This window comes from Prevotella sp. PTAC (genome assembly GCF_013166535.1).
GTDB lineage: Bacteria > Bacteroidota > Bacteroidia > Bacteroidales > Bacteroidaceae > Prevotella.
Window position 1 is genome coordinate 372,958 of sequence record NZ_JABKKK010000001.1, and the last position, 22,280, is coordinate 395,237.

24 protein-coding genes are annotated in these 22,280 nt (G+C 50.5%); 21 read left to right on the top strand and 3 right to left on the bottom strand.

The genetic code is table 11. The annotated features are described in order from the left end of the window. The first annotated feature begins 12 nt into the window (after positions 1 to 12). Positions 13 to 3,267 (top strand): P-loop NTPase fold protein, encoded by a 3,255-nt coding sequence (locus HPS53_RS01735; protein WP_004291481.1) that lies wholly within the window; start codon positions 13 to 15, stop codon positions 3,265 to 3,267. A gap of 131 nt (positions 3,268 to 3,398) precedes the next feature. Here HPS53_RS01735 and mobC read toward each other — a convergent pair whose 3' ends face one another. The 3 genes from mobC to mobA are packed head-to-tail and all read right to left on the bottom strand — an operon-like array spanning position 3,399 to position 7,102. Next, on the bottom strand, positions 3,399 to 5,417 hold the full coding sequence (gene mobC, locus HPS53_RS01740; RefSeq protein ID WP_004291482.1) for a conjugal transfer protein MobC: 2,019 nt from the start codon (positions 5,415 to 5,417) through the stop codon (positions 3,399 to 3,401). A gap of 30 nt (positions 5,418 to 5,447) precedes the next feature. Further along, positions 5,448 to 6,695 carry a conjugal transfer protein MobB gene (gene mobB, locus HPS53_RS01745; RefSeq protein ID WP_004291483.1) on the bottom strand — a complete coding sequence of 416 codons (1,248 nt, stop codon included), beginning with the start codon at positions 6,693 to 6,695 and terminating at the stop codon, positions 5,448 to 5,450. After that, positions 6,674 to 7,102 (bottom strand): conjugal transfer protein MobA, encoded by a 429-nt coding sequence (gene mobA, locus HPS53_RS01750; RefSeq protein ID WP_004291488.1) that lies wholly within the window; start codon positions 7,100 to 7,102, stop codon positions 6,674 to 6,676. Before mobA ends, mobB begins: the two co-directional genes overlap by 22 nt. Positions 7,103 to 7,523: 421 nt before the next feature. Here mobA and HPS53_RS01755 point away from each other — a divergent pair, with 421 nt between their 5' ends. The 20 genes from HPS53_RS01755 to HPS53_RS01850 all read left to right on the top strand — a co-directional run. Further along, positions 7,524 to 8,573 (top strand): ParA family protein, encoded by a 1,050-nt coding sequence (locus HPS53_RS01755; RefSeq protein ID WP_004291492.1) that lies wholly within the window; start codon positions 7,524 to 7,526, stop codon positions 8,571 to 8,573. A 2-nt stretch (positions 8,574 to 8,575) separates the two neighbouring features. Further along, the gene (locus HPS53_RS01760) at positions 8,576 to 9,016 is read left to right on the top strand and encodes a DUF3408 domain-containing protein (protein WP_004291503.1); all 441 of its coding nucleotides are present in this window, start codon (positions 8,576 to 8,578) and stop codon (positions 9,014 to 9,016) included. Positions 9,017 to 9,018: 2 nt separating this feature from the next. Continuing rightward, a complete protein-coding gene (locus HPS53_RS01765; RefSeq protein ID WP_004291505.1) occupies positions 9,019 to 9,372 on the top strand; it encodes a DUF3408 domain-containing protein in 354 nt (117 codons plus the stop codon). Positions 9,373 to 9,388: 16 nt separating this feature from the next. Further along, positions 9,389 to 10,117: a hypothetical protein gene (locus tag HPS53_RS01770; RefSeq protein WP_004304280.1), complete on the top strand. Its 729-nt coding sequence runs from the start codon at positions 9,389 to 9,391 to the stop codon at positions 10,115 to 10,117. Between the two features lie 201 nt (positions 10,118 to 10,318). Further along, positions 10,319 to 10,636 carry a DUF4134 domain-containing protein gene (locus HPS53_RS01775; protein ID WP_002560983.1) on the top strand — a complete coding sequence of 106 codons (318 nt, stop codon included), beginning with the start codon at positions 10,319 to 10,321 and terminating at the stop codon, positions 10,634 to 10,636. A gap of 10 nt (positions 10,637 to 10,646) precedes the next feature. After that, entirely contained in the window at positions 10,647 to 10,979 is a 333-nt protein-coding gene (locus HPS53_RS01780; RefSeq protein ID WP_004291514.1) for a DUF4133 domain-containing protein, read from the top strand. Next, positions 10,976 to 13,480 carry a TraG family conjugative transposon ATPase gene (locus HPS53_RS01785; protein WP_172203979.1) on the top strand — a complete coding sequence of 835 codons (2,505 nt, stop codon included), beginning with the start codon at positions 10,976 to 10,978 and terminating at the stop codon, positions 13,478 to 13,480. The genes HPS53_RS01780 and HPS53_RS01785 overlap by 4 nt, the downstream gene beginning before the upstream one ends. A 40-nt stretch (positions 13,481 to 13,520) precedes the next feature. Beyond that, the gene (locus HPS53_RS01790) at positions 13,521 to 13,901 is read left to right on the top strand and encodes a DUF3876 domain-containing protein (protein WP_004291516.1); all 381 of its coding nucleotides are present in this window, start codon (positions 13,521 to 13,523) and stop codon (positions 13,899 to 13,901) included. A gap of 23 nt (positions 13,902 to 13,924) precedes the next feature. Continuing rightward, positions 13,925 to 14,554, top strand: a complete 630-nt coding sequence (locus HPS53_RS01795) for a DUF4141 domain-containing protein (protein ID WP_004304283.1) — start codon at positions 13,925 to 13,927, stop codon at positions 14,552 to 14,554. A gap of 3 nt (positions 14,555 to 14,557) precedes the next feature. After that, positions 14,558 to 15,562 carry a conjugative transposon protein TraJ gene (gene traJ, locus HPS53_RS01800; RefSeq protein WP_004291518.1) on the top strand — a complete coding sequence of 335 codons (1,005 nt, stop codon included), beginning with the start codon at positions 14,558 to 14,560 and terminating at the stop codon, positions 15,560 to 15,562. 31 nt (positions 15,563 to 15,593) lie between these two features. Then, on the top strand, positions 15,594 to 16,217 hold the full coding sequence (gene traK, locus HPS53_RS01805; protein ID WP_004291519.1) for a conjugative transposon protein TraK: 624 nt from the start codon (positions 15,594 to 15,596) through the stop codon (positions 16,215 to 16,217). Between the two features lie 6 nt (positions 16,218 to 16,223). Further along, on the top strand, positions 16,224 to 16,532 hold the full coding sequence (locus HPS53_RS01810; RefSeq protein ID WP_004291520.1) for a TraL conjugative transposon family protein: 309 nt from the start codon (positions 16,224 to 16,226) through the stop codon (positions 16,530 to 16,532). Next, a complete protein-coding gene (traM, locus tag HPS53_RS01815) occupies positions 16,513 to 17,865 on the top strand; it encodes a conjugative transposon protein TraM (protein ID WP_004291521.1) in 1,353 nt (450 codons plus the stop codon). The genes HPS53_RS01810 and traM overlap by 20 nt, the downstream gene beginning before the upstream one ends. A 34-nt stretch (positions 17,866 to 17,899) precedes the next feature. After that, positions 17,900 to 18,886 carry a conjugative transposon protein TraN gene (gene traN / locus HPS53_RS01820; protein ID WP_004291522.1) on the top strand — a complete coding sequence of 329 codons (987 nt, stop codon included), beginning with the start codon at positions 17,900 to 17,902 and terminating at the stop codon, positions 18,884 to 18,886. Between the two features lie 2 nt (positions 18,887 to 18,888). Next, positions 18,889 to 19,464 carry a conjugal transfer protein TraO gene (locus tag HPS53_RS01825; RefSeq protein ID WP_004291523.1) on the top strand — a complete coding sequence of 192 codons (576 nt, stop codon included), beginning with the start codon at positions 18,889 to 18,891 and terminating at the stop codon, positions 19,462 to 19,464. A gap of 7 nt (positions 19,465 to 19,471) precedes the next feature. Next, complete coding sequence (locus tag HPS53_RS01830; protein WP_004291524.1) at positions 19,472 to 20,374, top strand: toprim domain-containing protein; 903 nt, start codon at positions 19,472 to 19,474, stop codon at positions 20,372 to 20,374. Further along, a complete protein-coding gene (locus tag HPS53_RS01835) occupies positions 20,371 to 20,874 on the top strand; it encodes a DUF3872 domain-containing protein (RefSeq protein WP_004291525.1) in 504 nt (167 codons plus the stop codon). The genes HPS53_RS01830 and HPS53_RS01835 overlap by 4 nt, the downstream gene beginning before the upstream one ends. Continuing rightward, positions 20,871 to 21,398: a glycoside hydrolase family protein gene (locus HPS53_RS01840; RefSeq protein ID WP_004291526.1), complete on the top strand. Its 528-nt coding sequence runs from the start codon at positions 20,871 to 20,873 to the stop codon at positions 21,396 to 21,398. Before HPS53_RS01835 ends, HPS53_RS01840 begins: the two co-directional genes overlap by 4 nt. 64 nt (positions 21,399 to 21,462) lie before the next feature. After that, positions 21,463 to 21,837, top strand: coding sequence for a hypothetical protein (locus HPS53_RS12745; RefSeq protein ID WP_168355477.1), 375 nt, complete (start codon positions 21,463 to 21,465; stop codon positions 21,835 to 21,837). Positions 21,838 to 21,957: 120 nt separating this feature from the next. After that, the coding region (locus HPS53_RS01850) for a hypothetical protein (protein ID WP_172203981.1) at positions 21,958 to 22,280 on the top strand (323 nt) is incomplete at its 3' end.

Here is a 22,280-nt window from a genome sequence, read left to right on the forward strand (position 1 = left end):
TAAATTACGTATATGGAAACAAAACTACAATCCAAACAGCAATATCCGCGGTTTATCCAAAATAAACCGTGTGGTATTGACAAATTCGATGGAGGTTCGCAAGAAAGGTTGGCAAAAACTATTGCTCGCCATTTTTGTCAGAATGATTCATTGGATGAGGAATGTACTTTACCTCGAATTATCGGCATCGAAGGTATTTGGGGATCTGGAAAATCCAACGTGGTTAAAATGTTGGAACGTGAATTATCAGACGACTATTACTTTTTTGAGTATGACGCATGGGGACATCAAGAGGACTTGCAACGCCGCTCTATATTGGAATTGCTTACAAGCAAACTTATTGATGATGGTATCCTATCTGGAAATGCAACAATAAAAGTCAAAGGTGGAGGTACGAAAACCGTATCATGGTCTGAAAAGCTGAAATATTTATTAGCCCGTAAAACGGAGACCGTAACCGAAAAATATCCCCTTATCAGTAATGGTATGGTTGCGGCATTTTTGGTTGCAGTTTTAACTCCGATATTTACATTTATTGCGTATGCAGTAAAACCTACACCCACAACATGGTGGTTTTCTTTATTGTCTATTATCATAGCTGCACTGCCAGTTCTTATTGCATTGTGCGTTTGGAAATGGGCATATAGCAAAGATCATAAATATGGATGGAGTTATATGTTAGCTATTTATCAAGATAAAGTCGAAAAGGACGTTTGCTATGAGACTTTGAGCGAAGACGAACCAACGGTTTACGAGTTCAAAACATGGATGCAAGACATTTCTGATTTTATCAAGGAAAAAGGACAACGTAAATTAGTCCTTGTTTTTGACAACATGGATCGTCTCCCCGCTGAAAAAGTAAAAGAATTATGGTCTTCTATCCATACGTTCTTCGCCGATAGCGGTTTTGAAAATGTTTGGGCTGTTATTCCTTTCGATGAAACACATTTAGCTTGTGCATTCGGAGATGAGACCGACGAACAAACGAAACAACTGACCAAGTATTTTATCAATAAAACTTTCCCTATTGTTTATCGTGTTGCTCCTCCTGTTATTACCGACTATCGAAGTATATTCAACAAACTGTTTGTTGAAGCATTTGGAGAAACAGAAAATGAAGCGAAAGAAACTATAAATCGGATATTCAGATTGGTAAATCCTAATGCCAATGTTAGGGAAATTATATCATATATCAATGAGATGGTCGCTCTTAAACAAGAGTGGTGTAACGAAATTTTGATGATAAACATAGCATTGTTCTGTTTGAAGAAGACGGATATTCTGGCAAATCCAGTAGAACAAATATTGTCCGGCGACTATCTGAATGGCATTCAAACAATAATTAACAATGATCTGCAAACACAACGCGAAATTGCAGCTTTGGTATATGGTGTCGATGTTGAAGATGCTCGACAAATTCCATTGAAAAAATATATTGAAGGCTGCATCAACGGAGAAGAAGACCACGACATAAATCAATATGCAGAGACTAATAAACAATTTGACACTGTATTAGAAGAAGTTATACAATGTATGGACAATGCGCTTATCGATAAGATTATACATTGTTTGCATAAATTAACTCGAAAGAGCGATGTTATTCTGCGTGTATGGCAAAGAATAGCACAATTGAAATTAAAAGAATCCATAGAGAAGCAGGTGTTCCCTGTCGAATACCAAGAACTGCTGTTGCATTTAGACACGGAAAGCCAAAACCATGTGATTGCTCAATTATATAAGAAGATAGTTCGGTTCAATGACTTCAATGGCGGCGACTATTTCAAAACGTTAGATGCAATAGACAGGTTTATTGCGCAAAATAAGTTGGCGTGCGATTTTACGTCATTGATTGAAGCAAAAACAGTCAAGCCAAATACATTTATCGATTATATTCAAGCTGCAAATGCAACAGATGCTGCCTATCGGGATAACGCGACAACTAAAGCATATAAATATTATCAAGTAGCAACAAATTCGGAGGCGCTCGATAATTATTTGGCAAACTTACTACCCGATAATTTCGACCATGCAGATATTGTAAAAACGTTAAAAGATAATTCTACCTATACGTTTCCAACGCTTTTGCAAGCGATCACGAATTGCATTGATGAACAGAATGTAAATAAAGATAATATAGGGGCTATATTTACAACCTATCGTTTATTGGCATCTGACGAAGAAAGACCTTTACCTGTAACGTTAGATTCAACCTACATAAATCAGTTGCATTCTGAATTAGAAACTGATGGCCGAAACATTAAAGAGTCTGGATATTACGATTTAGTCGCCATGCAATTGGCACATGGTCATTCCGTTTCCTTAATAGAGGGTGGAGATATAAAATATGTTGCAGAACTCATGGACTATTATGTGGATCATGGAGACTTATTAGTAAATAGTGTGGGATGGAATATACCGCTATTAAATGAAACACTACAATACATGGTAAATCATAAACTTGGCTATAAATTATTGCTCTCAGACATATTGCCCCAATTTGAAGATATTAAGAACAGAATAGGTGTAACGGATGAGGTATTTATCGAGCATTTAGCAGAGTGGAATACCGATTTGGATAAGTATATCACTAAGAACAATATTAAAGATGTAATTCCTGACGCATCTTTTTACGATTTGACCACTAAAATAAGCAATGTCCTGACCGATCATATCAATAAAATAGCGTTCGAAGCGTTGTCTGAAATAAGTGTTGATACATTATACGCCCAAAGAACAGCACATACATCATATTATTGGTTTGTCGCAATAAAACATTTACTGGCTAAAATCAAATCCTTGCCAGATAACTTGACTGAATTTGGCAAAAAGATTCTGATGGATATTGCTTCTGGAACTCAAAGTTTGAATCCTTTCCCTAATTGTTTCAAGAATATAGTTGAAAGATTGGATAAACGAAAAATTAAATCGACAGTTACCGATATAAGAAATGATTTCTGCATCGGTAAAAAGACTATCAATGCAATAAAGTTTCAATTTTTCGAAACATGGCTTAGATCGCATGGTAATTTGAAAAGTCAAGCTGGAGACGTTATTGATAAAATAGTGAAACCTGTAATTTCCGATGGGGCATGCCGTTCATTGATTCTGCAAAACAAAGATTTTTATATGGATTTAATAAATACAGCAGGGGATGATGCTTATGAATTGAAAAAGAGTCTCCGAAACCTCATACAAAAAGATTCAGATCCGCAATTGGTTAAATTTGTCAATTCGATAGATTCAGTACCTGAGGTTGAAACCGCGTAAGTATTTGTCTAACAAGTCCGAATTTTACGATTTTACCCGTCAGAACTGAAGTGCCCCCCAAAAAAATTGTATCCAACTTTTGGGGGTCACTTCAAACTTCGATAGGGATAATTTTCAATTTTGGGGACTTGTTAGACAGTCTCATTATCTGGTAGCAGTTTACACAGCACCGGATCGTTTTTGATACGCTCCAGTTCCTCCTGCACAATCTGCTTCACCTCTTCCTTGATGCGCCGGTAGTTCGCCTGCACCGTTTCCTTCATGCGGTCGTTGCCGTCCTCGTCCGTGAAGTTTGTAATGACGGGAATTTTCTTGTAGGCACTTTCTTCCCGTTTCACCTTTTCGGCATCCACCACAATCTCGCAATGAAAAATCTTCTGCTCGATACGCTCGTTGAAGTTGTCGGATACAGAACCGACAAACATTCCCTGCGTAAGCCCGGAAATCTTACTCGGTGGAATGAGCGCGTCCATCTGCGTGTTGATGGAGGTGGAAACATCCTGCCGGTTGATGGAGATGGACTGCCGTTTCTGCAACACCTTACCGAACCGCTCGGAGAGCGTCTTGGCTGTTTCCCCCACCACCTGACCGGAGAAAATATTGCCGACAGTGTTCATCACCACTTTCGCCTCTTTGTCCCCGTAGTCACGCACTAACTGGCTGAAATCCTGAAAGCCCAGACACACGGCAACCTTGTTGCTTCGGGCGGTAGCTATAAGATTGTCCAACCCTTTGAAGTATATTGTGGGCAACTCGTCGATGATGACCGATGACTTCAGCATCCCCTTCTTGTTGATGAGCTTCACGATACGGGAATTATACAGACCGAGTGCCGCACCGTAGATATTCTGACGGTCGGGATTGTTACCCACGCAGAGGATTTTCGGCTCTTCGGGATTGTTGATGTCCAGCGTAAACTCGCTGTCTGACATCACCCAGTAGAGCTGCGGTGAAATCATCCTCGAAAGCGGGATTTTTGCCGACGCTATCTGACCCATGAGCTGCTCCGCAGCCCCTCCAAGCCACGCATCCATGAACGGCGAAAGGTAGTTCTCCAGCTCCGGATAAGAGGTCAGTATCGGAAATATATCCTCGTAACGGCGGTTCAGAAACTCGATAGCATGGGGAAACGTGCAAAACTTCCCGTTCTGATAGATTTTGAGATACCAGATAATACTGGCAAACAGAATGATAGGTGACTCCACGAAGAAGTCGCCCTGCTTTTGCACCCACGTTTTATTGAGGTTGAGCATTATTGTGTAGGCACTCTCATAGGCATCCGTAATATCTTCCATAAAATCCGGGTGAATGGGATTGCACCGATGAGAGCGTCGCGGGTCGTCGAAGTTGATCACATAGAACTTCGGCTTTACCTTGTAGCCGTCCGGGTGGTTCAGCAAATGGTTGTAGGCAATAGTAGATAGGTCGGGATACTTGAAATCGTAGATGTATTGACTAAAGCCCTTTTCAATCTGTTGCTTGATAAAATTGTTTACCACGGCATAGGACTTGCCGCTGCCCGGCGTACCCAACACGATGGACGCACGGAAGGGATTAACTACATTGATCCAACCGTTGTTCCAGCGTTTCCTGTAATAGAAACGTGTCGGCAGATTGACCGAATACTCGCTTTCGATAAGCCTCGTTTCCTGCATGAAACTCTCGTTCTCGTTGTTGAAAACATCCTCCATCAAATTGTGTTTCAACAGGCGGCTCATCCACAGACCACCCATCAACAGGCAGACATAGCCCGTTCCAATGGTAAGGACATACAGTCCCGTCACCGCTTCAAGCGGCAGCGGCAGGGGCAGCAACCACCAGTTCAGGAAAAACAGCACGAACCCGACGGCAAATGCTGTCCAGATTCTCCCCCAAGTGATTTTCTCACCCTTGACACCCTTCGTACCCAGACAGGACAAGGCAAGCAAAAGGACGGAAAACAGCTTCGTGTAGAGAATGGAATGGAACAGCCCCGCCGTGCGGTCGAAGTTCAGAAGGATTTTGTCCACCACGCCGATGTTCACGCCCCACAGCCGGATGGCTTCGTAGCAGAACCAGTACACGTTCATGACCACTAAAATGATACTCACGGCACGCAGAAAATCCATGATTTTCGCCAATGCCCTCAAATCGTCTTCTTGTTGTGACATACATTGATTTTTTAATTGTTGATACTCTGATTACATACCCAAGCCCTTGCGTTTTTTCTTCTTTTTGCGCTTCATCGCCCGGATGAAAGCCTCTTCCTCGGCATCTACCGCCGGACCTTCGGGAGTGAGCAAGCCCATACCGCCCGATATATCTTCACTGTCGTAGGCGGTCTGCCCGTGTGCCTTGTCCGCAGCATCCACAGGGATGGATAGCGGTATCGGCGGTTGTCCGGCGTATGGCAGGGTGAAGTGTTCCTGCAAGGCATTCGCCGAAAGCTCCTTACCCATGCGCGAACCGTTCAGCACGCATCCCGTGCGGTGGTCGATGAAGGTAGCCCCATAGATGCGCCCTTCCTCTGTGTAGCGCAGTACGGTGTCGATGCCCTTCTCTTTGAGTTGGGATACAAATTTGTCCTTGTCATAAGTGCCTTGCAGCACGGAAAGGACGGTGCGTTTCGTCATGTCTGCCAGTTTCCTATCCTTGATTTCCGATTTGGAACGGACAAACTTCTTCTGTACGGCTTCATAGCCTGCGGACTTCCCGAAAAGCGAGGATTTGAACGGGTTGCCCACCTTGTTACCCTTGTCGTCCGTGACGGAATAGACCAGCCCGTGATACTCCCGTCCGCGCACGTTGCCCCTCGCTTCCTCCACCGTCATATTATATAAGGAAAGGAGCGCACGGTATTCGCCCATCGTCTGGAAACGGTACTGCCCATTCAGAGCCTTCACGGTGTTGCCTACCTGCTTCTTCACATCACCTGCCGATGCGGCCACCTTGCGCAACGGATTATCCAATCTCTGATTTTTACGTTCTGCCGGATGCAATCCGTACTTCTGTTCCAGTTCCCTGCGGATACGGTCGCTGCGGCGGTAGAGAAAATCCCGGTTGAGCCTTTTCCCGTTCTCGTCCACGTTGACCGTCACGATGTGCAGGTGGTGGCGGTCGATGTCCTCGTGCTTGAATACAAGATAAGGCTGGTTTCCGAAACCGAGTTTTTCCAGATACTCGCGGGCGATATTCTGCAACTCAATATCGGTCAGCACATCCTCCGGGTGCGGGTTGAGAGAGATATGCACCACCGGCTTCTCGATCTTCATCTGCGGTGGCAGGAAGGTGAGAAAACCCTCCATCGCCTTGCCTATGTCCACCGTTCCCGAACCGTCATTGTAGATGCGGTTGGTGGTGAGAAGCCGCCCCTGCGCCTCGTTAATCTTCTCCCCGTTGTAGGCAATCGCGCCGTACAACGAACTTCCTACACTGATTTTTGCGACCATTTTGCCTCCATTTCCCTTGAAAGTTCCACAATCCGGCGGCTCAGTTTCACGAGTTCGACGGTGTGTTGCTCTAATTTGTAGAGCAACGCCATCGCCTTTTTCTCTGAAAAATGCAGCCTCAGTTCCTTCACGACTTGGTTGTAATTCGTACCCACGGCACGGAATTGTGCATGAAAATCCGACAGTTTGGTGTAATAGTCCACCAACGTCTTGTCCACCTTCAGCACCTTGAACGGTTGCCCGAAGAAGTGCGCTTTGAGGAAAACAGACCGTGCATAGACACCCGATTTTCCGAACATGGCGAGGAAACGGTTGTGTTCCTCCTCGTTGAAACGGACGGTGTACCGGTACACCGCCGGATCAAGTTTGGGATTTCTCCCTGATTTGCTTTTCCTTTTCTCTTTCATATTACTTTGGATTTAGCGGATTGACGGCATAAGCCGCCGCTTCGGATTACAGCACCGCAGTTCTGAAAGGCTTCCCGACTTCGGAGGGAAAGCCCGCCCCCTGCAAGGGCAAGTGCTTTTCGTGGCTGCTCAAAATATTTTGAGCGGCTGAAAAGACATCTTGCTATGTTCAGGTGAACATAAAAATCCGTCAGGGGACGGATTGGGAAAATACCTTTCAGGACTCCGGGCCGCGCGTCATCGGCGAACCCTGCTGTCCGGGTGCAAAGTTACGCCCTTAAAGCGGTATCGGACAGATGCTTGACCCGGTCAATGACTGCCAACCGGCGCAACGTGCCGCCACTTGCCGGAGAAGTGATACAGGTTCCAAAATATACTTGTTTATTTGCAGCATGATTCAAGAAACGAACGATTTGAAGATATGATAAACGGAACATTCAAATACCCGGAAATCCGCTTCTTCGGATACTTGCCGAAACGGATACCCGAACCGTCGGAAACCCGGTTCTCCGACAATTCGGTGACGTATGGATTCAATGACTTCATGACGCAATGTCGTCAATCACCATTTGTCCGACGCACCGCTTCACCACAGAACCGGATACGCGACGACCCGCCTGCGTGTGTAGTCACGGAAGCGGATGGTGCGACAGCCAAATCCGTATGGAAACAGAAAAACAAATCATCAACAATTAAAATAAATGGAACTATGAGTAAGGAAATCTTCGTTGCATTCGCAACACAGAAAGGTGGCATCGGCAAATCCACTGTCACGGCACTTGCCGCCAGCTACCTGCACAACGTGAAAGGCTACAATGTCGCCGTCGTGGACTGCGACGACCCGCAGCACAGCATCCACGGGCTGCGCGAACACGAAATGGGGCTTATCGACAGCAGCACCTACTTCAAGGCTCTCGCTTGCGACCATTTCCGCCGGATCAAAAAGAACGCCTACACCATCGTCAAAAGCAATGCGGTGAACGCCCTCGACGATGCCGAGAGGATGATTGCCACTGAGGACGTGAAACCCGACGTGGTGTTCTTCGACATGCCCGGCACACTCCGAAGCAACGGCGTGATAAAGACGCTCTCGCAGATGGACTACATTTTCACTCCGCTGAGTGCCGACCGCTTTGTCGTGGAGAGTACCCTGAAATTCGTCACGATGTTCCGCGACAGGCTGATGACTACCGGACAGGCGAAAACAAAGGGGCTGCATCTGTTCTGGACGATGGTGGACGGCAGGGAGAGGAACGACTTGTACGGCATCTACGAGGAAGTGATAGCCGAAATGGGCTTTCCGGTACTTTCCACCCGCTTGCCCGACAGCAAGAAGTTCCGCCGTGACCTTTCGGAAGAGCGCAAGAGCGTTTTCCGCTCCACCATCTTCCCGATGGACACGGCACTGCTGAAAGGGAGTGGCATCCGGGAGTTTTCCGAAGAGATAAGCGACATCATCAGACCGCAGTGAGCATGGGCAGCAGGAAAGTGAACACGGAAGGCATCGACGAGGAACTGCTGTTAGCCTCCATCGGGCGGCGCACACAGGACGGGACACTGCGCCCCGCACAGGAAGTACCCGCAGCTGCACCGACCGAAGAGGACACCGCCGCACCGGAACCATCTCCTGTGCAACCCGTAACACGGGAAAAAGCGCAGAGGGAAAGTGGACGCCGGAAAAGGCAGGACGAGGACTACAACGAGCTATTCCTGCGCCGCAACGAGATAAAGACCCGCCAATGTGTCTATATCAGCCGTGACGTCCACGGCAAGATCCTCAGAATCGTGAACGACATCGCCGGAGGGGAAATCTCAGTAGGCGGATATGTGGATACCGTGCTGCGCCAGCATCTGGAACAGCACAAGGAGAGAATCAACGAACTGTACAAGAAACAACGTGAAGATCTGATTTGAAAATGGAAAAAGAAATGACACCGAATGAAAAAAGACCACAGCAAGACTGCGGAGGTATGTTTACCCAAGTGCAGGCGAGTGTGGAAATACTGTCGCCTGTCCCGGTAAGCGGCAAATGCAGTGAGAAGGACTATGAACGCCTGTTCATCCGCGACCCGGAAGTAAAGGCACGTGAGGGGAAGATGGCGTATGTGCGCCCGGAGTACCACGAGCGTATCATGCGTATCACCCGTGTAATCGGGCATGACCGGCTTACGCTGTCCGCTTACATCGACCATGTGCTGACGCACCACTTCAACCAGTGCGAAGATGCGATAAAGAGCCTTTATGCCCGAAATTACAATTCAGTATTCTAACCAAAAACGGAAGGATATGAATTACACAATCAGCATGACAGACATTCTGCTGGCGGTATCGGTCGGCTGCAACCTCTGGTTCCTGTTCCTGCTCCTTTACGAGCGCATCATGGACACGCGGATTGTCCGCTTCTTCAAGGGCATTGTCGGATTATGGCGGTCACTGGACGGGAATGAGGCTAAACGCATAGCGGCACACGAGGAAGTCCCTGCGGAAAAGGCGGACATCATCGGCAAGAGCCGTTTCAGGATGGCATCCACCCGGACAACCGCTGCCATACCGACGCAAGAAGCCGCCACTATTGAAAAAGGCATTGAGCTGTCGGAGGAAGAGGCTACTTTTGACGACGGAAAAACGGGAAACGCATCCCGCCCGGCACAAGTCCCGGAGGAAAAACTCGATGAGACCTTCACGAGCATACCGCCGGAGGAACTGGGATACGGGGACGACGAACCGGAAGAGGACGCCTCGGACACGCCACGGGCTTCGGGCAGCAGCTTTGACGAGATTGACGACGCCTGCAAGACCGCCAAAAACCCGGACGCGACACAGGCGGAACGTGAAAAGGCGGCTAAGGTGTTCACCGACATGGAGGGCACGGAGTTGTACGAGAAAATGATGGAAGGCTCTTCGGAGATAGGCATCCGCATCAAGGGGCTTATCGAGATTCGGCTGAAGAAATCTGAAAAGGAGTTCGTCGTGCCGGACAACATCGAGGAGTTCGACATTCGCAACTATGTATGACAACAATAAAAGAAATGAACATGAAAGAATGACATCAACCCACGCGGCGAGGAAACGCAAGGCGCATCCCCATCCGCAACGGACACGCCCACGTCCGTGGAAACAAACGGGCATCCACTAAAACCAAAGTAAAGAAACAAAGTATCAACCGCCCGACAAAGGACCATCCACCCTTTTGACGGCAAAAAACAAGAACAGTTTATGAACAAGAACATCTTGAAAAACAGAAAAGCAATCCTCTCCGCGGCACTTGTCATCGCCGCAACCGCCTCCGCTTTCGCGCAGGGAAACGGCATCGCGGGCATCAACGAAGCCACCTCTATGGTGAGTTCTTATTTCGACCCCGGAACTAAACTGATATACGCCATCGGTGCAGTCGTCGGGCTTATCGGGGGCGTAAAAGTGTACGGCAAGTTTTCATCGGGCGACCCCGACACCAGCAAGACAGCCGCCTCGTGGTTCGGCGCGTGCATCTTCCTGATTGTTGCCGCCACCATCCTGCGCTCATTCTTCCTTTAATAAATAATGTATGGCTGAATACCCAATCAACAAGGGTATCGGCCGTCCGGTAGAGTTCAAGGGCTTGAAGGCACAGTACCTCTTCATCTTCTGCGGAGGTCTGCTGGCTCTCTTCGTCCTGTTCGTCATCCTCTACATGGTCGGTATCGACCAGTGGATATGTATCGGCTTCGGCGCGGCATCGTCCTCCCTCCTTGTATGGCAGACCTTCGCGCTGAACGCCCGGTACGGTGAACACGGGCTGATGAAATTAGGAGCGGCACGGAGCCATCCCCGATACCTTATCAACCGGCGGCGGATAACCCGTCTGTTCAAACGACAACGAAAGGAAGAAAGACAATGAGGAATACATCGAAAATGACAACACTGGAAAACAGGTTCCCACTTTTAGCGGTGGAGCATGGCTGCATCATCTCAAAGGACGCCGACATCACGGTGGCTTTCGAGGTGGAACTACCGGAACTTTACACCGTGACGGGTGCGGAGTACGAGGCGATACACAGTTGCTGGTGCAAGGCTATCAAGGTGCTGCCGGACTACTCCGTCGTCCACAAACAGGACTGGTTCATCAAGGAACGCTACAAACCGGAGCTTCAGAAGGACGACATGAGCTTTTTAAGCCGCTCTTTCGAGCGTCACTTCAACGAGCGTCCGTACCTGAAACACACCTGCTACCTCTACCTGACCAAGACAACAAAGGAGCGTAACCGGATGCAGAGCAATTTCAGCACGCTGTGCCGGGGACATATCATCCCGAAGGAGCTGGACAGGGAAACCACGACCAAGTTCTTGGAAGCCTGCGAACAGTTCGAGCGCATCATGAACGACAGCGGGCTTGTCAGGCTGCGCCGCCTCTCCACCGATGAGATTGTGGGTACTGAGGGAAAGACGGGACTTATTGAACGCTACTTCTCGCTCATGCCGGAAGGTGACACCACCTTGCAGGACATCGAGCTTTCGGCAAGGGAGATGCGCATCGGCGACAACCGCCTGTGTCTGCACACCCTCTCCGACGCGGAAGACCTGCCGGGCAAGGTGGCTACCGACACCCGTTACGAGAAGCTCTCCACCGACCGGAGTGACTGCCGACTGTCATTCGCCTCCCCGGTGGGGCTTCTGCTCTCCTGCAACCATATCTACAACCAGTATGTGCTGATAGACAACAGTGAGGAAACCTTGCAGAAGTTCGAGAAGTCCGCCCGTAACATGCAGTCGCTATCTCGCTATTCAAGGAGCAACAGCATCAACCGCGAGTGGATAGACCAATACCTGAACGAAGCCCATTCCTACGGACTGACCTCGGTACGGGCACACTTCAACGTCATGGCGTGGAGCGACGATGCGGAGGAACTGAAGCATATCAAGAACGACGTGGGCAGCCAGTTGGCAAGCATGGAATGCGTGCCGCGCCACAACACCATCGACTGCCCGACACTCTACTGGGCGGCGATGCCCGGCAATGCGGCGGACTTCCCGGCGGAAGAGAGTTTCCACACCTTCATCGAACAGGCGGTGTGCCTGTTCACAGAGGAAACCAACTACCGCAGCTCGCTCTCGCCCTTCGGCATCAAGATGGTGGACAGGCTCACGGGAAAACCGCTGCACCTTGACATCTCCGACCTGCCCATGAAGCGAGGTATCACGACCAACCGCAACAAGTTCGTGCTGGGTCCTTCGGGCAGCGGCAAGTCTTTCTTCATGAACCACCTCGTGCGCCAATATTATGAGCAAGGCGCACATGTGGTATTGGTGGACACGGGAAACTCCTATCAGGGCTTGTGCGGCATGATCCGACGCAAGACAGGCGGAGCGGACGGTGTGTATTTCACCTACACGGAAGATAAGCCCATCAGCTTCAACCCGTTCTACACCGACGATTACATCTTCGACGTGGAGAAGAAGGACAGCATCAAGACCCTGTTGCTGACGCTCTGGAAGTCGGAGGACGACAAGGTGACAAAGACGGAGAGCGGCGAGCTGGGCAGTGCCGTGAGTGCCTATATTGAGCGCATCCAATCCGACCGTAGCATCGTGCCGTCGTTCAACACCTTCTACGAGTATATGCGTGACGACTACCGCAAGGAACTGGCACAGCGTGACATCAAGGTGGAGAAGTCCGACTTCAACATCGACAACATGCTCACCACCATGCGGCAGTATTACCGGGGCGGGCGTTACGATTTCCTGCTCAACTCCACGGAGAACATCGACCTGCTCGGCAAGCGGTTCATCGTCTTCGAGATAGATTCGATTAAAGAAAACCGCGAACTGTTCCCCGTCGTGACCATCATCATCATGGAAGCCTTCATCAACAAGATGCGGCGGCTGAAAGGCGTGCGGAAACAGCTTATCGTGGAAGAGGCTTGGAAGGCCCTCTCATCGGCGAACATGGCTGAATATCTGCGCTATATGTATAAGACGGTCAGAAAATATTACGGCGAGGCAATCGTGGTGACGCAGGAGGTGGACGACATTATCAGTTCTCCGGTGGTCAAAGAGAGCATTATCAACAACTCGGATTGTAAAATCCTGCTTGACCAAAGGAAATATATGAACAAGTTCGACCAGATACAGGCGTTGCTCGGACTGACGGAAAAGGAGAAGTCGCAGATACTCTCCATCAACATGGCGAACAACCCTTCACGGCTCTACAAGGAGGTGTGGATAGGCTTGGGCGGCACGCAGTCGGCGGTCTATGCCACGGAGGTCAGCGCGGAAGAGTATCTGGCGTACACCACCGAGGAAACGGAAAAAGTGGAGGTTTACCGTCTGGCGGAGAAGCTGGGCGACGACATCGAAGCCGCCATCCGGCAGCTTGCCGAAAGGCGGAGAAACAAGGAATAACTAAAAAACAGAATGTATCAACCAAAAAAGAAAAACGCGTATGAATTTACCAAAAGTGAAAATGCTGCAAGTCAGCAAGTGCCTTATCGGATTGGCGGTCATGATGCTGCAATCCTGCGACGTGGCCGACAACCGCCGCGACATGCTGTGCGGGAACTGGGAGAGCGTGGAGGGAAAACCTGACGTGCTTATCTACAAGGAGGGCGAAGCCTACAAAGTGACGGTGTTCCGTCGTAGCGGTCTGCGCCGCAAGCTCAAGCCGGAAACCTATCTCTTGCAGGAGGAGAACGGCAACCTGTTCATGAACACCGGCTTCCGCATCGACGTGTCCTACAACGAGGCCACGGATGTGCTGACTTTCTCGCCAAACGGGGACTATGTGCGGGTGAAGCCGCAGCCGGGACATCCGACCGAAGAATAACAACCACTAAAATCCAAAGTAACATGAGAACAAGAATAACAATGATTATCTGCCTGTGCCTGCTTTTCGCGGGCAGGGCAAGCGCACAGTGGGTCGTAAGCGATCCGGGCAATCTAGCGCAGGGCATCATCAATGCCTCCAAAAACATCATCCATACCTCCAAGACCGCCACGAACATGGTGAGCAACTTTCAGGAGACGGTGAAAATCTATCAGCAGGGCAAGAAGTATTACGATGCCCTCAAATCGGTGAACAATCTGGTCAAGGACGCCCGCAAGGTGCAGCAGACCATCCTGATGGTGGGCGACATCACAGACATCTATGTGAACAGTTTCCAACGGATGCTCCGTGACGGGAATTTCAGACCCGAAGAGCTTTCCGCAATCGCTTTCGGCTACACGAAACTGCTGGAGGAAAGCAACGAAGTGTTGACGGAACTCAGGAACGTGGTGAACATCACCACGCTCTCCATGACCGACAAGGAGCGCATGGACGTGGTGGAACGCTGCCACTCGAAGATGAAGCGTTACCGCAACCTCGTGAGCTACTACACGAACAAGAACATCTCCGTGAGTTACCTGCGTGCGAAAAAGAAGAACGACCTCGACCGCATCATGGGGCTGTACGGGAACATGAACGAAAGATACTGGTAGCCTATGAAGTTCGACAACCTTCATCAGATTTTACGTTCACTTTATGAGCAGATGATGCCGCTGTGTGGGGACATGGCTGGTGTGGCGAAAGGCATCGCCGGGCTGGGTGCGCTGTTCTACGTCGCCTACCGGGTATGGCAGTCGCTGGCGAGAGCTGAACCGATAGACGTATTCCCGATGCTCCGTCCTTTTGCCATCGGTCTGTGCATCATGTTCTTCCCGACTGTGGTGCTGGGCACGATAAACAGCATCCTCTCACCCGTCGTACAGGGCACGGCAAAGATGCTGGAGGCGGAAACGCTGGACATGAACCGATACCGGGAGCAGAAGGACAAACTGGAATACGAGGCGATGGTACGCAACCCCGAAACCGCCTACCTCGTGTCCAACGAGGAATTTGACAAGCAACTGGAGGAACTCGGCTGGTCGCCCTCCGACATGGTGACGATGGCGGGAATGTATATCGACCGGGGAATGTACAACATGAAGAAGAGCATCCGCGACTTCTTCCGCGAGATACTCGAACTGCTGTTCCAAGCCGCCGCCCTCGTGATAGACACCGTCCGCACCTTCTTTCTCGTGGTGCTGGCGATTCTCGGTCCGATAGCCTTCGCCCTGTCGGTATGGGACGGTTTCCAAAACACGCTCACGCAGTGGATATGCCGCTATATACAGGTCTATCTGTGGCTACCGGTATCGGACATGTTCAGCACCATACTGGCGAAGATACAGGTTCTGATGCTGCAAAACGACATCGAGCGGATGCAGGCAGACCCGAACTTCTCGCTGGATTCGAGCGACGGGGTGTATATCGTATTCCTCTGCATCGGCATCATCGGCTACTTTACCATTCCCACCGTTGCGGGCTGGATTATCCAAGCCGGAGGCATGGGCGGTTACGGTCGCAACGTGAACCAGATGGCGGGACGAGCCGGAAGCATGGCGGGCAGCGTGGCGGGTGCAGCCGCAGGAAACGCAGTCGGACGTGTCGGCAAATTGCTGAAATAATCAATGTGCAATCATAAATTGGAAAATATAAATGGAATTCAAATCACTTAGAAACATCGAATCGTCGTTCAGGCAGATACGCCTGTTCGGTATCGTCTTCCTCTCGCTGTGCGCCGTGGTGACGGTGTGGAGCGTGTGGAACTCCTACCGTTTCGCAGAGAAGCAACGGGAGAAAATCTATGTGCTGGACAACGGCAAGAGCCTGATGCTCGCCTTGTCTCAGGATTTGTCGCAGAACCGCCCGGCGGAGGCACGGGAACATGTGCGCCGTTTCCACGAGATGTTCTTCACGCTATCACCTGAAAAAAGCGCGATTGAACACAACGTGAAACGTGCCTTGCTGCTGGCGGACAAGAGCGTGTACCACTATTATTCGGACTTCGCGGAGAAGGGGTACTACAACCGCATCATCGCCGGGAACATCAACCAAGTGCTGAAGGTGGACAGCGTGGTGTGCGACTTCAACGCCTATCCCTACCGTGCCGTGACCTACGCCACACAGAAAATCATCCGGCAGAGCAACGTCACCGAGCGCAGCCTCGTGACCACCTGCCGCCTGCTGAACGCATCGCGGTCGGATGACAACCCGAACGGTTTTACCATCGAGGGTTTCACCATCATTGAGAACAAGGATTTACAGACTATCAAACGGTAACAGGACATGAAAAGTATCAGAAAATCAATGTGGGGCATGTATTGGAAACTCCACGACAAACGGAAACGCTTGGCGGCAAGTCTCAAAGGGTATCTGGACGGCTTGCCGCCGGAAACACGCCGCCGCATCGTGCTGGGGATGTTCGCCGCCTTCGCGGTGCTTGCCCTTTACACCTTCGGCAGAGCCGTCTATGACATCGGCAGGAACGACGGCTCACATATGGAAACGGGACACGCCGGACGGGTGGAACTGCCGACCCCGGCGGAAACAGGCAATCACTTAACACCTTATTTATATGGAACAGACAAAGAATGAACCGACGAAAGAGAACAAAGCTGCTCCCGAAACGGGGAAACCGAAAAAGGAGCGCGAACCGCTGACAGAGGCGCAACGGCTGAAACGGCAGAAGATGATCGTGCTGCCCGCTATGGTGTTGGTGTTCATCGGGGCGATGTGGCTGATATTCGCCCCGTCCTCCGGCAAGGAGCAACCGCCGGGAACGGACGGATACAACACCGAGATGCCCGACGCTGACAAGGCGAACCGGCAGATTATCGGCGACAAGCTGAAAGCCTACGAGCATGGGGAGATGGAAGAGCGTCAGGAGAGCCGCAACCGTGCCATCGGGCAGCTGGGCGACATGTTCGACCGCGAGATAGCGGGAACGGAGAACGGAGTGGACTTCGACCTCGCCAATCCGGGCGGCAAGGAAGAAAGGGCAAAGCCAGCCACGCCGCAGACCATCCAGTCCTCCGCAGCCGCCTACCGTGACCTGAACGCCACGCTCGGAAACTTCTACGACCAGCCGAAAAACGACAATGCGGAGATGGACGAATTGTTGGAGCGCATCGCATCGCTGGAGTCGGAACTGGAAAGCGAGAGGGGCAAGGCTTCCTCTATGGACGAGCAGGTGGCTCTTATGGAGAAGTCCTACGAGCTGGCGGCAAAGTACATGGGCGGTCAGAACGGAGGACAGCCATCGGCGGAACAGAGGGCAGAGCCAACTACCGTGCAGAAAGGGAAGAAGAACAAGGCAATGCCTATCAGACAGGTGGAGCATCAAGTAGTTTCTTCACTCTCACAGCCTATGAGTAACGCGGAGTTTGTCGCCGCCTTATCGCAGGAACGCAACCGGGGTTTCAACACGGCTGTCGGCACGGCGGAGGTATTGGACAGGAACACCATACCGGCGTGCGTGCATGGGGCGCAGAGCGTGACGGACGGGCAGACGGTAAGGCTGCGCCTGCTGGAGCCTATGGCGGTGGCAGGCAGGACAATACCCCGGGGTGCGGTGGTGGTCGGCACGGGCAAGATACAGGGTGAGCGGCTCGACATCGAGATTACCTCGCTGGAATACGACGGCACGATTATCCCCGTGGAGCTTGCGGTCTATGACACGGACGGACAGCCCGGCATCTTCATCCCGAACTCGATGGAGATGAACGCCGTCCGGGAGGTCGCCGCCAACATGGGCGGCTCGCTGGGAAGCAGCATCAACATCTCCACCAATGCCGGGGCGCAGCTCGCCTCCGACTTGGGCAAGGGGCTGATACAAGGCACGAGCCAGTACATCGCCAAAAAGATGCGAACCGTCAAGGTGCATCTGAAAGCCGGGTACAGGGTCATGCTTTACCAAGAAAAATATTGAAAACAATAAAAATTACCACTAAAATCCAAAAGTAATGAGAAAAGTAATCATCATGTTTGCCCTCGCTATGGGCATCATAACTGCCAACGCGCAGGAGAATGTAACCGTTGAAACGACCAACGGAAGTGAACAACCGACCTTGACGAAGGAGGTCTATCCGCAGAAGGAGGCGGACGGCGACCTATATCACGGGCTGTCACGCAAGCTGACCTTCGACCGCATGATACCGCCGCACGGTCTGGAAGTGACCTACGACAAGACCGTCCACGTCATTTTTCCGGCGGAGGTGCGCTATGTCGATTTAGGCTCGCCCGACCTGATTGCCGGGAAAGCCGACGGAGCGGAGAACATCATCCGTGTGAAGGCTACCGTAAGGAATTTTCCCAACGAAACGAATATGTCCGTCATCACGGAGGACGGCAGTTTCTACACCTTCAACGTGAAGTACGCCGCCGAACCGCTGTTGCTCAACGTGGAGATGTGCGACTTCATCCATGACGGCAGCACGGTGAACCGCCCGAACAACGCGCAGGAAATCTATCTGAAAGAGCTGGGCAGCGAAAGCCCGATGCTGGTGCGCCTTATCATGAAGTCCATCCACAAACAGAACAAGCGCGAGGTGAAGCATATCGGCTGCAAGCGTTTCGGCATCCAATACCTGTTGAAAGGCATCTACACGCACAACGGCTTGCTTTATTTCCACACGGAGATAAAGAACCAGAGCAACGTGCCTTTCGATGTGGACTACATCACTTGGAAAATCGTGGACAAGAAGGTTGCGAAGCGTACTGCCGTGCAGGAGCAGATTATTCTGCCGCTCCGCGCGCAGAACTACGCCACCCTCGTGCCGGGCAAAAAGAGCGAGCGCACGGTCTTCACGATGGCGAAGTTCACCATCCCCGATGACAAGTGCCTCGTGGTGGAATTGAACGAGAAGAACGGCGGCCGTCACCAGTCCTTCGTGATTGAGAACGAGGATTTGGTACGCGCGGGTACCATCAACGAACTTCAAGTACGCTGACCATGAGAAAGTACATCGCAATAATCATCGCGTCGCTTGCCCTTTTTACAGGGCAGGCGCACGCCCAGCGGTGTCTGCCGAAGATGCAGGGCATCGAGGTGAGGGCGGACATGGCGGACGGCTTCAATCTCGGCGGCAAGGACGGCGGGTACAGCTTCGGGGCGGCTCTCTCCACCTACACGAAGAAGGGGAACAAGTGGGTGTTCGGTGGCGAATACCTGTTGAAGAACAATCCCTACAAGGACACCAAGATACCCGTGGCGCAGTTCACGGCGGAGGGCGGCTATTACTTCAAGATACTGTCGGACGCCCGAAAGATTGTTTTCGTCTATGCCGGGGCTTCGGCTCTCGCCGGATATGAGGCGGTAAATTGGGGGAAGAAGGTGCTGCATGACGGCTCCACGCTGCACGACCGGGACGCCTTCATCTACGGCGGTGCGCTGACGCTCGATGTGGAGTGTTACGTGGCAGACCGTATCGCCCTGCTTGCCAACCTGCGGGAGCGTTGCCTTTGGGGTGGCGACACACGGAAGTTCCACACGCAGTTCGGGGTCGGTATCAAGTTCATCATCAACTGACACGGGCATGGAAAGGACGGAAATAGATGCTGTCAGAAGGATGCCGCTTGCGGATTTTCTCGCACGGCTGGGGCATGAGCCTGTCAGAAGGAGCGGTAACGAGCTGTGGTATCTTGCCCCGTACAGGGGCGAGCGCACATCCTCTTTCCGTGTGAACGTGGCGAAACAGCTCTGGTACGACTTCGGTTTGGGCAAGGGCGGCGACATCTTCACGCTTGCCGGGGAGTTTCTGCAAAGCGATGACTTCATGAAGCAAGCGAAGTTCATAGCGGAAGCCGCCAATATGACGGTTGCCGGATGGGAAAAGCCCGTCTATCTCTCGAAGCCGACCGAATCCGTTTTTGAGGATGTGGAGGTCGCTCCGCTGCTCCGCTCACTGCTGACGGAGTATTTAGAGGAACGGGGCATCCCTTACGCCATCGCATCCCGTCACTGCTGCCGCTTGAACTACGGTGTGCGTGGGAAACGGTATTTTGCCGTTGGCTTTCCGAACATGGCAGGTGGCTATGAAGTCAGAAGCCGATATTTCAAGGGTTGCATACCTCCGAAGTCTGTATCACTGGTAAAGGCGAATGACATCCCGGCTGACGAGTGCCTCGTGTTCGAGGGCTTCATGGACTTTCTCTCTGCCGTGACGCTTGGTGTAACCGGTAACGCTGACTGTCTTGTGCTGAACTCAGTCGCCAACGTGGAGAAGGCGGCGGGATTGCTGGACGGATACGGGCGCATCGGCTGCTTCCTCGACCGTGACGAAGCCGGACGGCGGACGCTTGCCGCACTTACCATGCGATACGGGGAACGTGTCACCGACCGTTCCTCCCTCTATGACGGTTGCAAGGACTTGAACGAGTACCTGCAACTGACAACGAAAAAACAGAAAAACAACCATCTAAAAATCGAAGAACAATGAACATACTGAACAACAGAAACAAGAGAACATCAATATTCAAGGCAGTGGCGTTATGCCTGATAGCCGCCATGTCATTCACCCTCGTGTCATGTGACGATGACATGGACATCCAGCAGTCCTATCCCTTCACGGTGGAGGTCATGCCCGTGCCGAACAAGGTAGTAAAGGGGCAGACAGTGGAAATCCGCTGTGAACTGAAAAAGGAGGGCGACTTTTCGGGTACGCTCTATACCATCCGCTATTTCCAGTTCGAGGGGGAAGGCTCGCTCAAAATGGATAACGGCATCACCTTCCTGCCTAACGACCGCTACCTGCTGGAGAACGAAAAATTCCGCCTGTACTACACGGCGGCGGGTGATGAGGCGCATAATTTCATCGTGGTGGTGGAGGATAACTTTAGCAACTCCTACGAACTGGAATTTGACTTCAACAACAGGAATGTAAAGGACGACGATCTTACCATCGTTCCCATCGGCAACTTCAGCCCCTTGTTGAAATGATGCGTGTATTCATGACAATGCTCTGTTCACTTCTGACGGTCTGTTCTGTGTCCGCGCAGATCAGCCGCCAAGAGGGAACGGACGGGCAGGCGGCAATCTACCGACTGCCGCTTATGGAACGTGCTTTTTTATGCTGCCGCTACTTTGAAGGCTGGCACTCAGAAAAACACTACCCATACGTCGGTTGGGGTCACAAACTTTTGCCAAACGAGAAGTATTCGGCACGAACCATGACAAAACGGGATGCGGATGAACTTTTGCGGAAAGACCTGCGCAAATTTGTCGCCATGTTCCGTAAATTCGGGGTTGATTCGATTTTGCTTGGCACGTTAGCTTACAATGTGGGACCGGCGAAGCTGTTAGGCAGCAAAACAATCCCCAAAAGCACCTTAATCAAGAAGCTGGAAGCTGGTGACAGGAACATCTACCGTGAGTATATAGCCTTCTGCAACTACAAAGGAAAACGCCACGCCATGCTGCTCAAACGGAGAAAGGCGGAGTTTGCGCTGTTGTATATCCCATAAAAGGACTGACAAAACTGGCAAAAGACGTGCCATATTTAACTTGGCACGTCTTTTGCTCTATCACTTGATAGATTATCGTAGGATTTTCTCGTTAATTGACATCGTTGAGCCATTTTTGCCTATCGGTTTCCAAATAACACTTCAAGTTGTAAGTGTTGTGAGAGCAATACAAAACATAGTTATTAACCATAAAAAGTATAGCGAAATTATGAAGAAAGTATTTAGGAAAATTCAGAAAGGAACAACAAAAATGATTGAACGTATCAAATCGTTGGGGGAAATGGAGACGAAGCAGAAATGTGTAGTTCAACGGTTCGAGATTATCATTCCCCTCCACCAAAAAATAACGACCCAATATATAGCCTCCGCAAGTTTTACTTGCGGATTTTTTAGTTATCGCAGATTGGACAAAGGTTTCTTTGCTACTTATCAAAACTAAATGATTATTACAAGAACACATTTTATTTATCTGAAAATCAATCAGACTTTTAATAATATTATTGTATATTGTTCATTTTGATTATATGGCAATATCGCCGAACTCAAAAAATCATACACAATGAATAATTGCAAATCCATTCCACGCAGTGAGTTCTTCATTTACTGCAAAAGAGCCTTTGAGAGTTTCAAACTGTCCACCTACATGACCGACAGGTATTTACGTTACATAGAATACATATCCCAATACATGGAGGATATGGGTGTTGATTCTTACGATTTGAATTTCAGTTCTGCTTTTCAAGAAAAGATAGCAAAAGCTGATAATTCTCCAAATCAGCGAAAATCAAGGGAGTATTCTTGTGCGTTAAGTCTTATAGACAGGTTCATTCAAGGTTTGCCGTATGCCGCACAGCGAAAAAAACTCAAGACATACAATTTCCC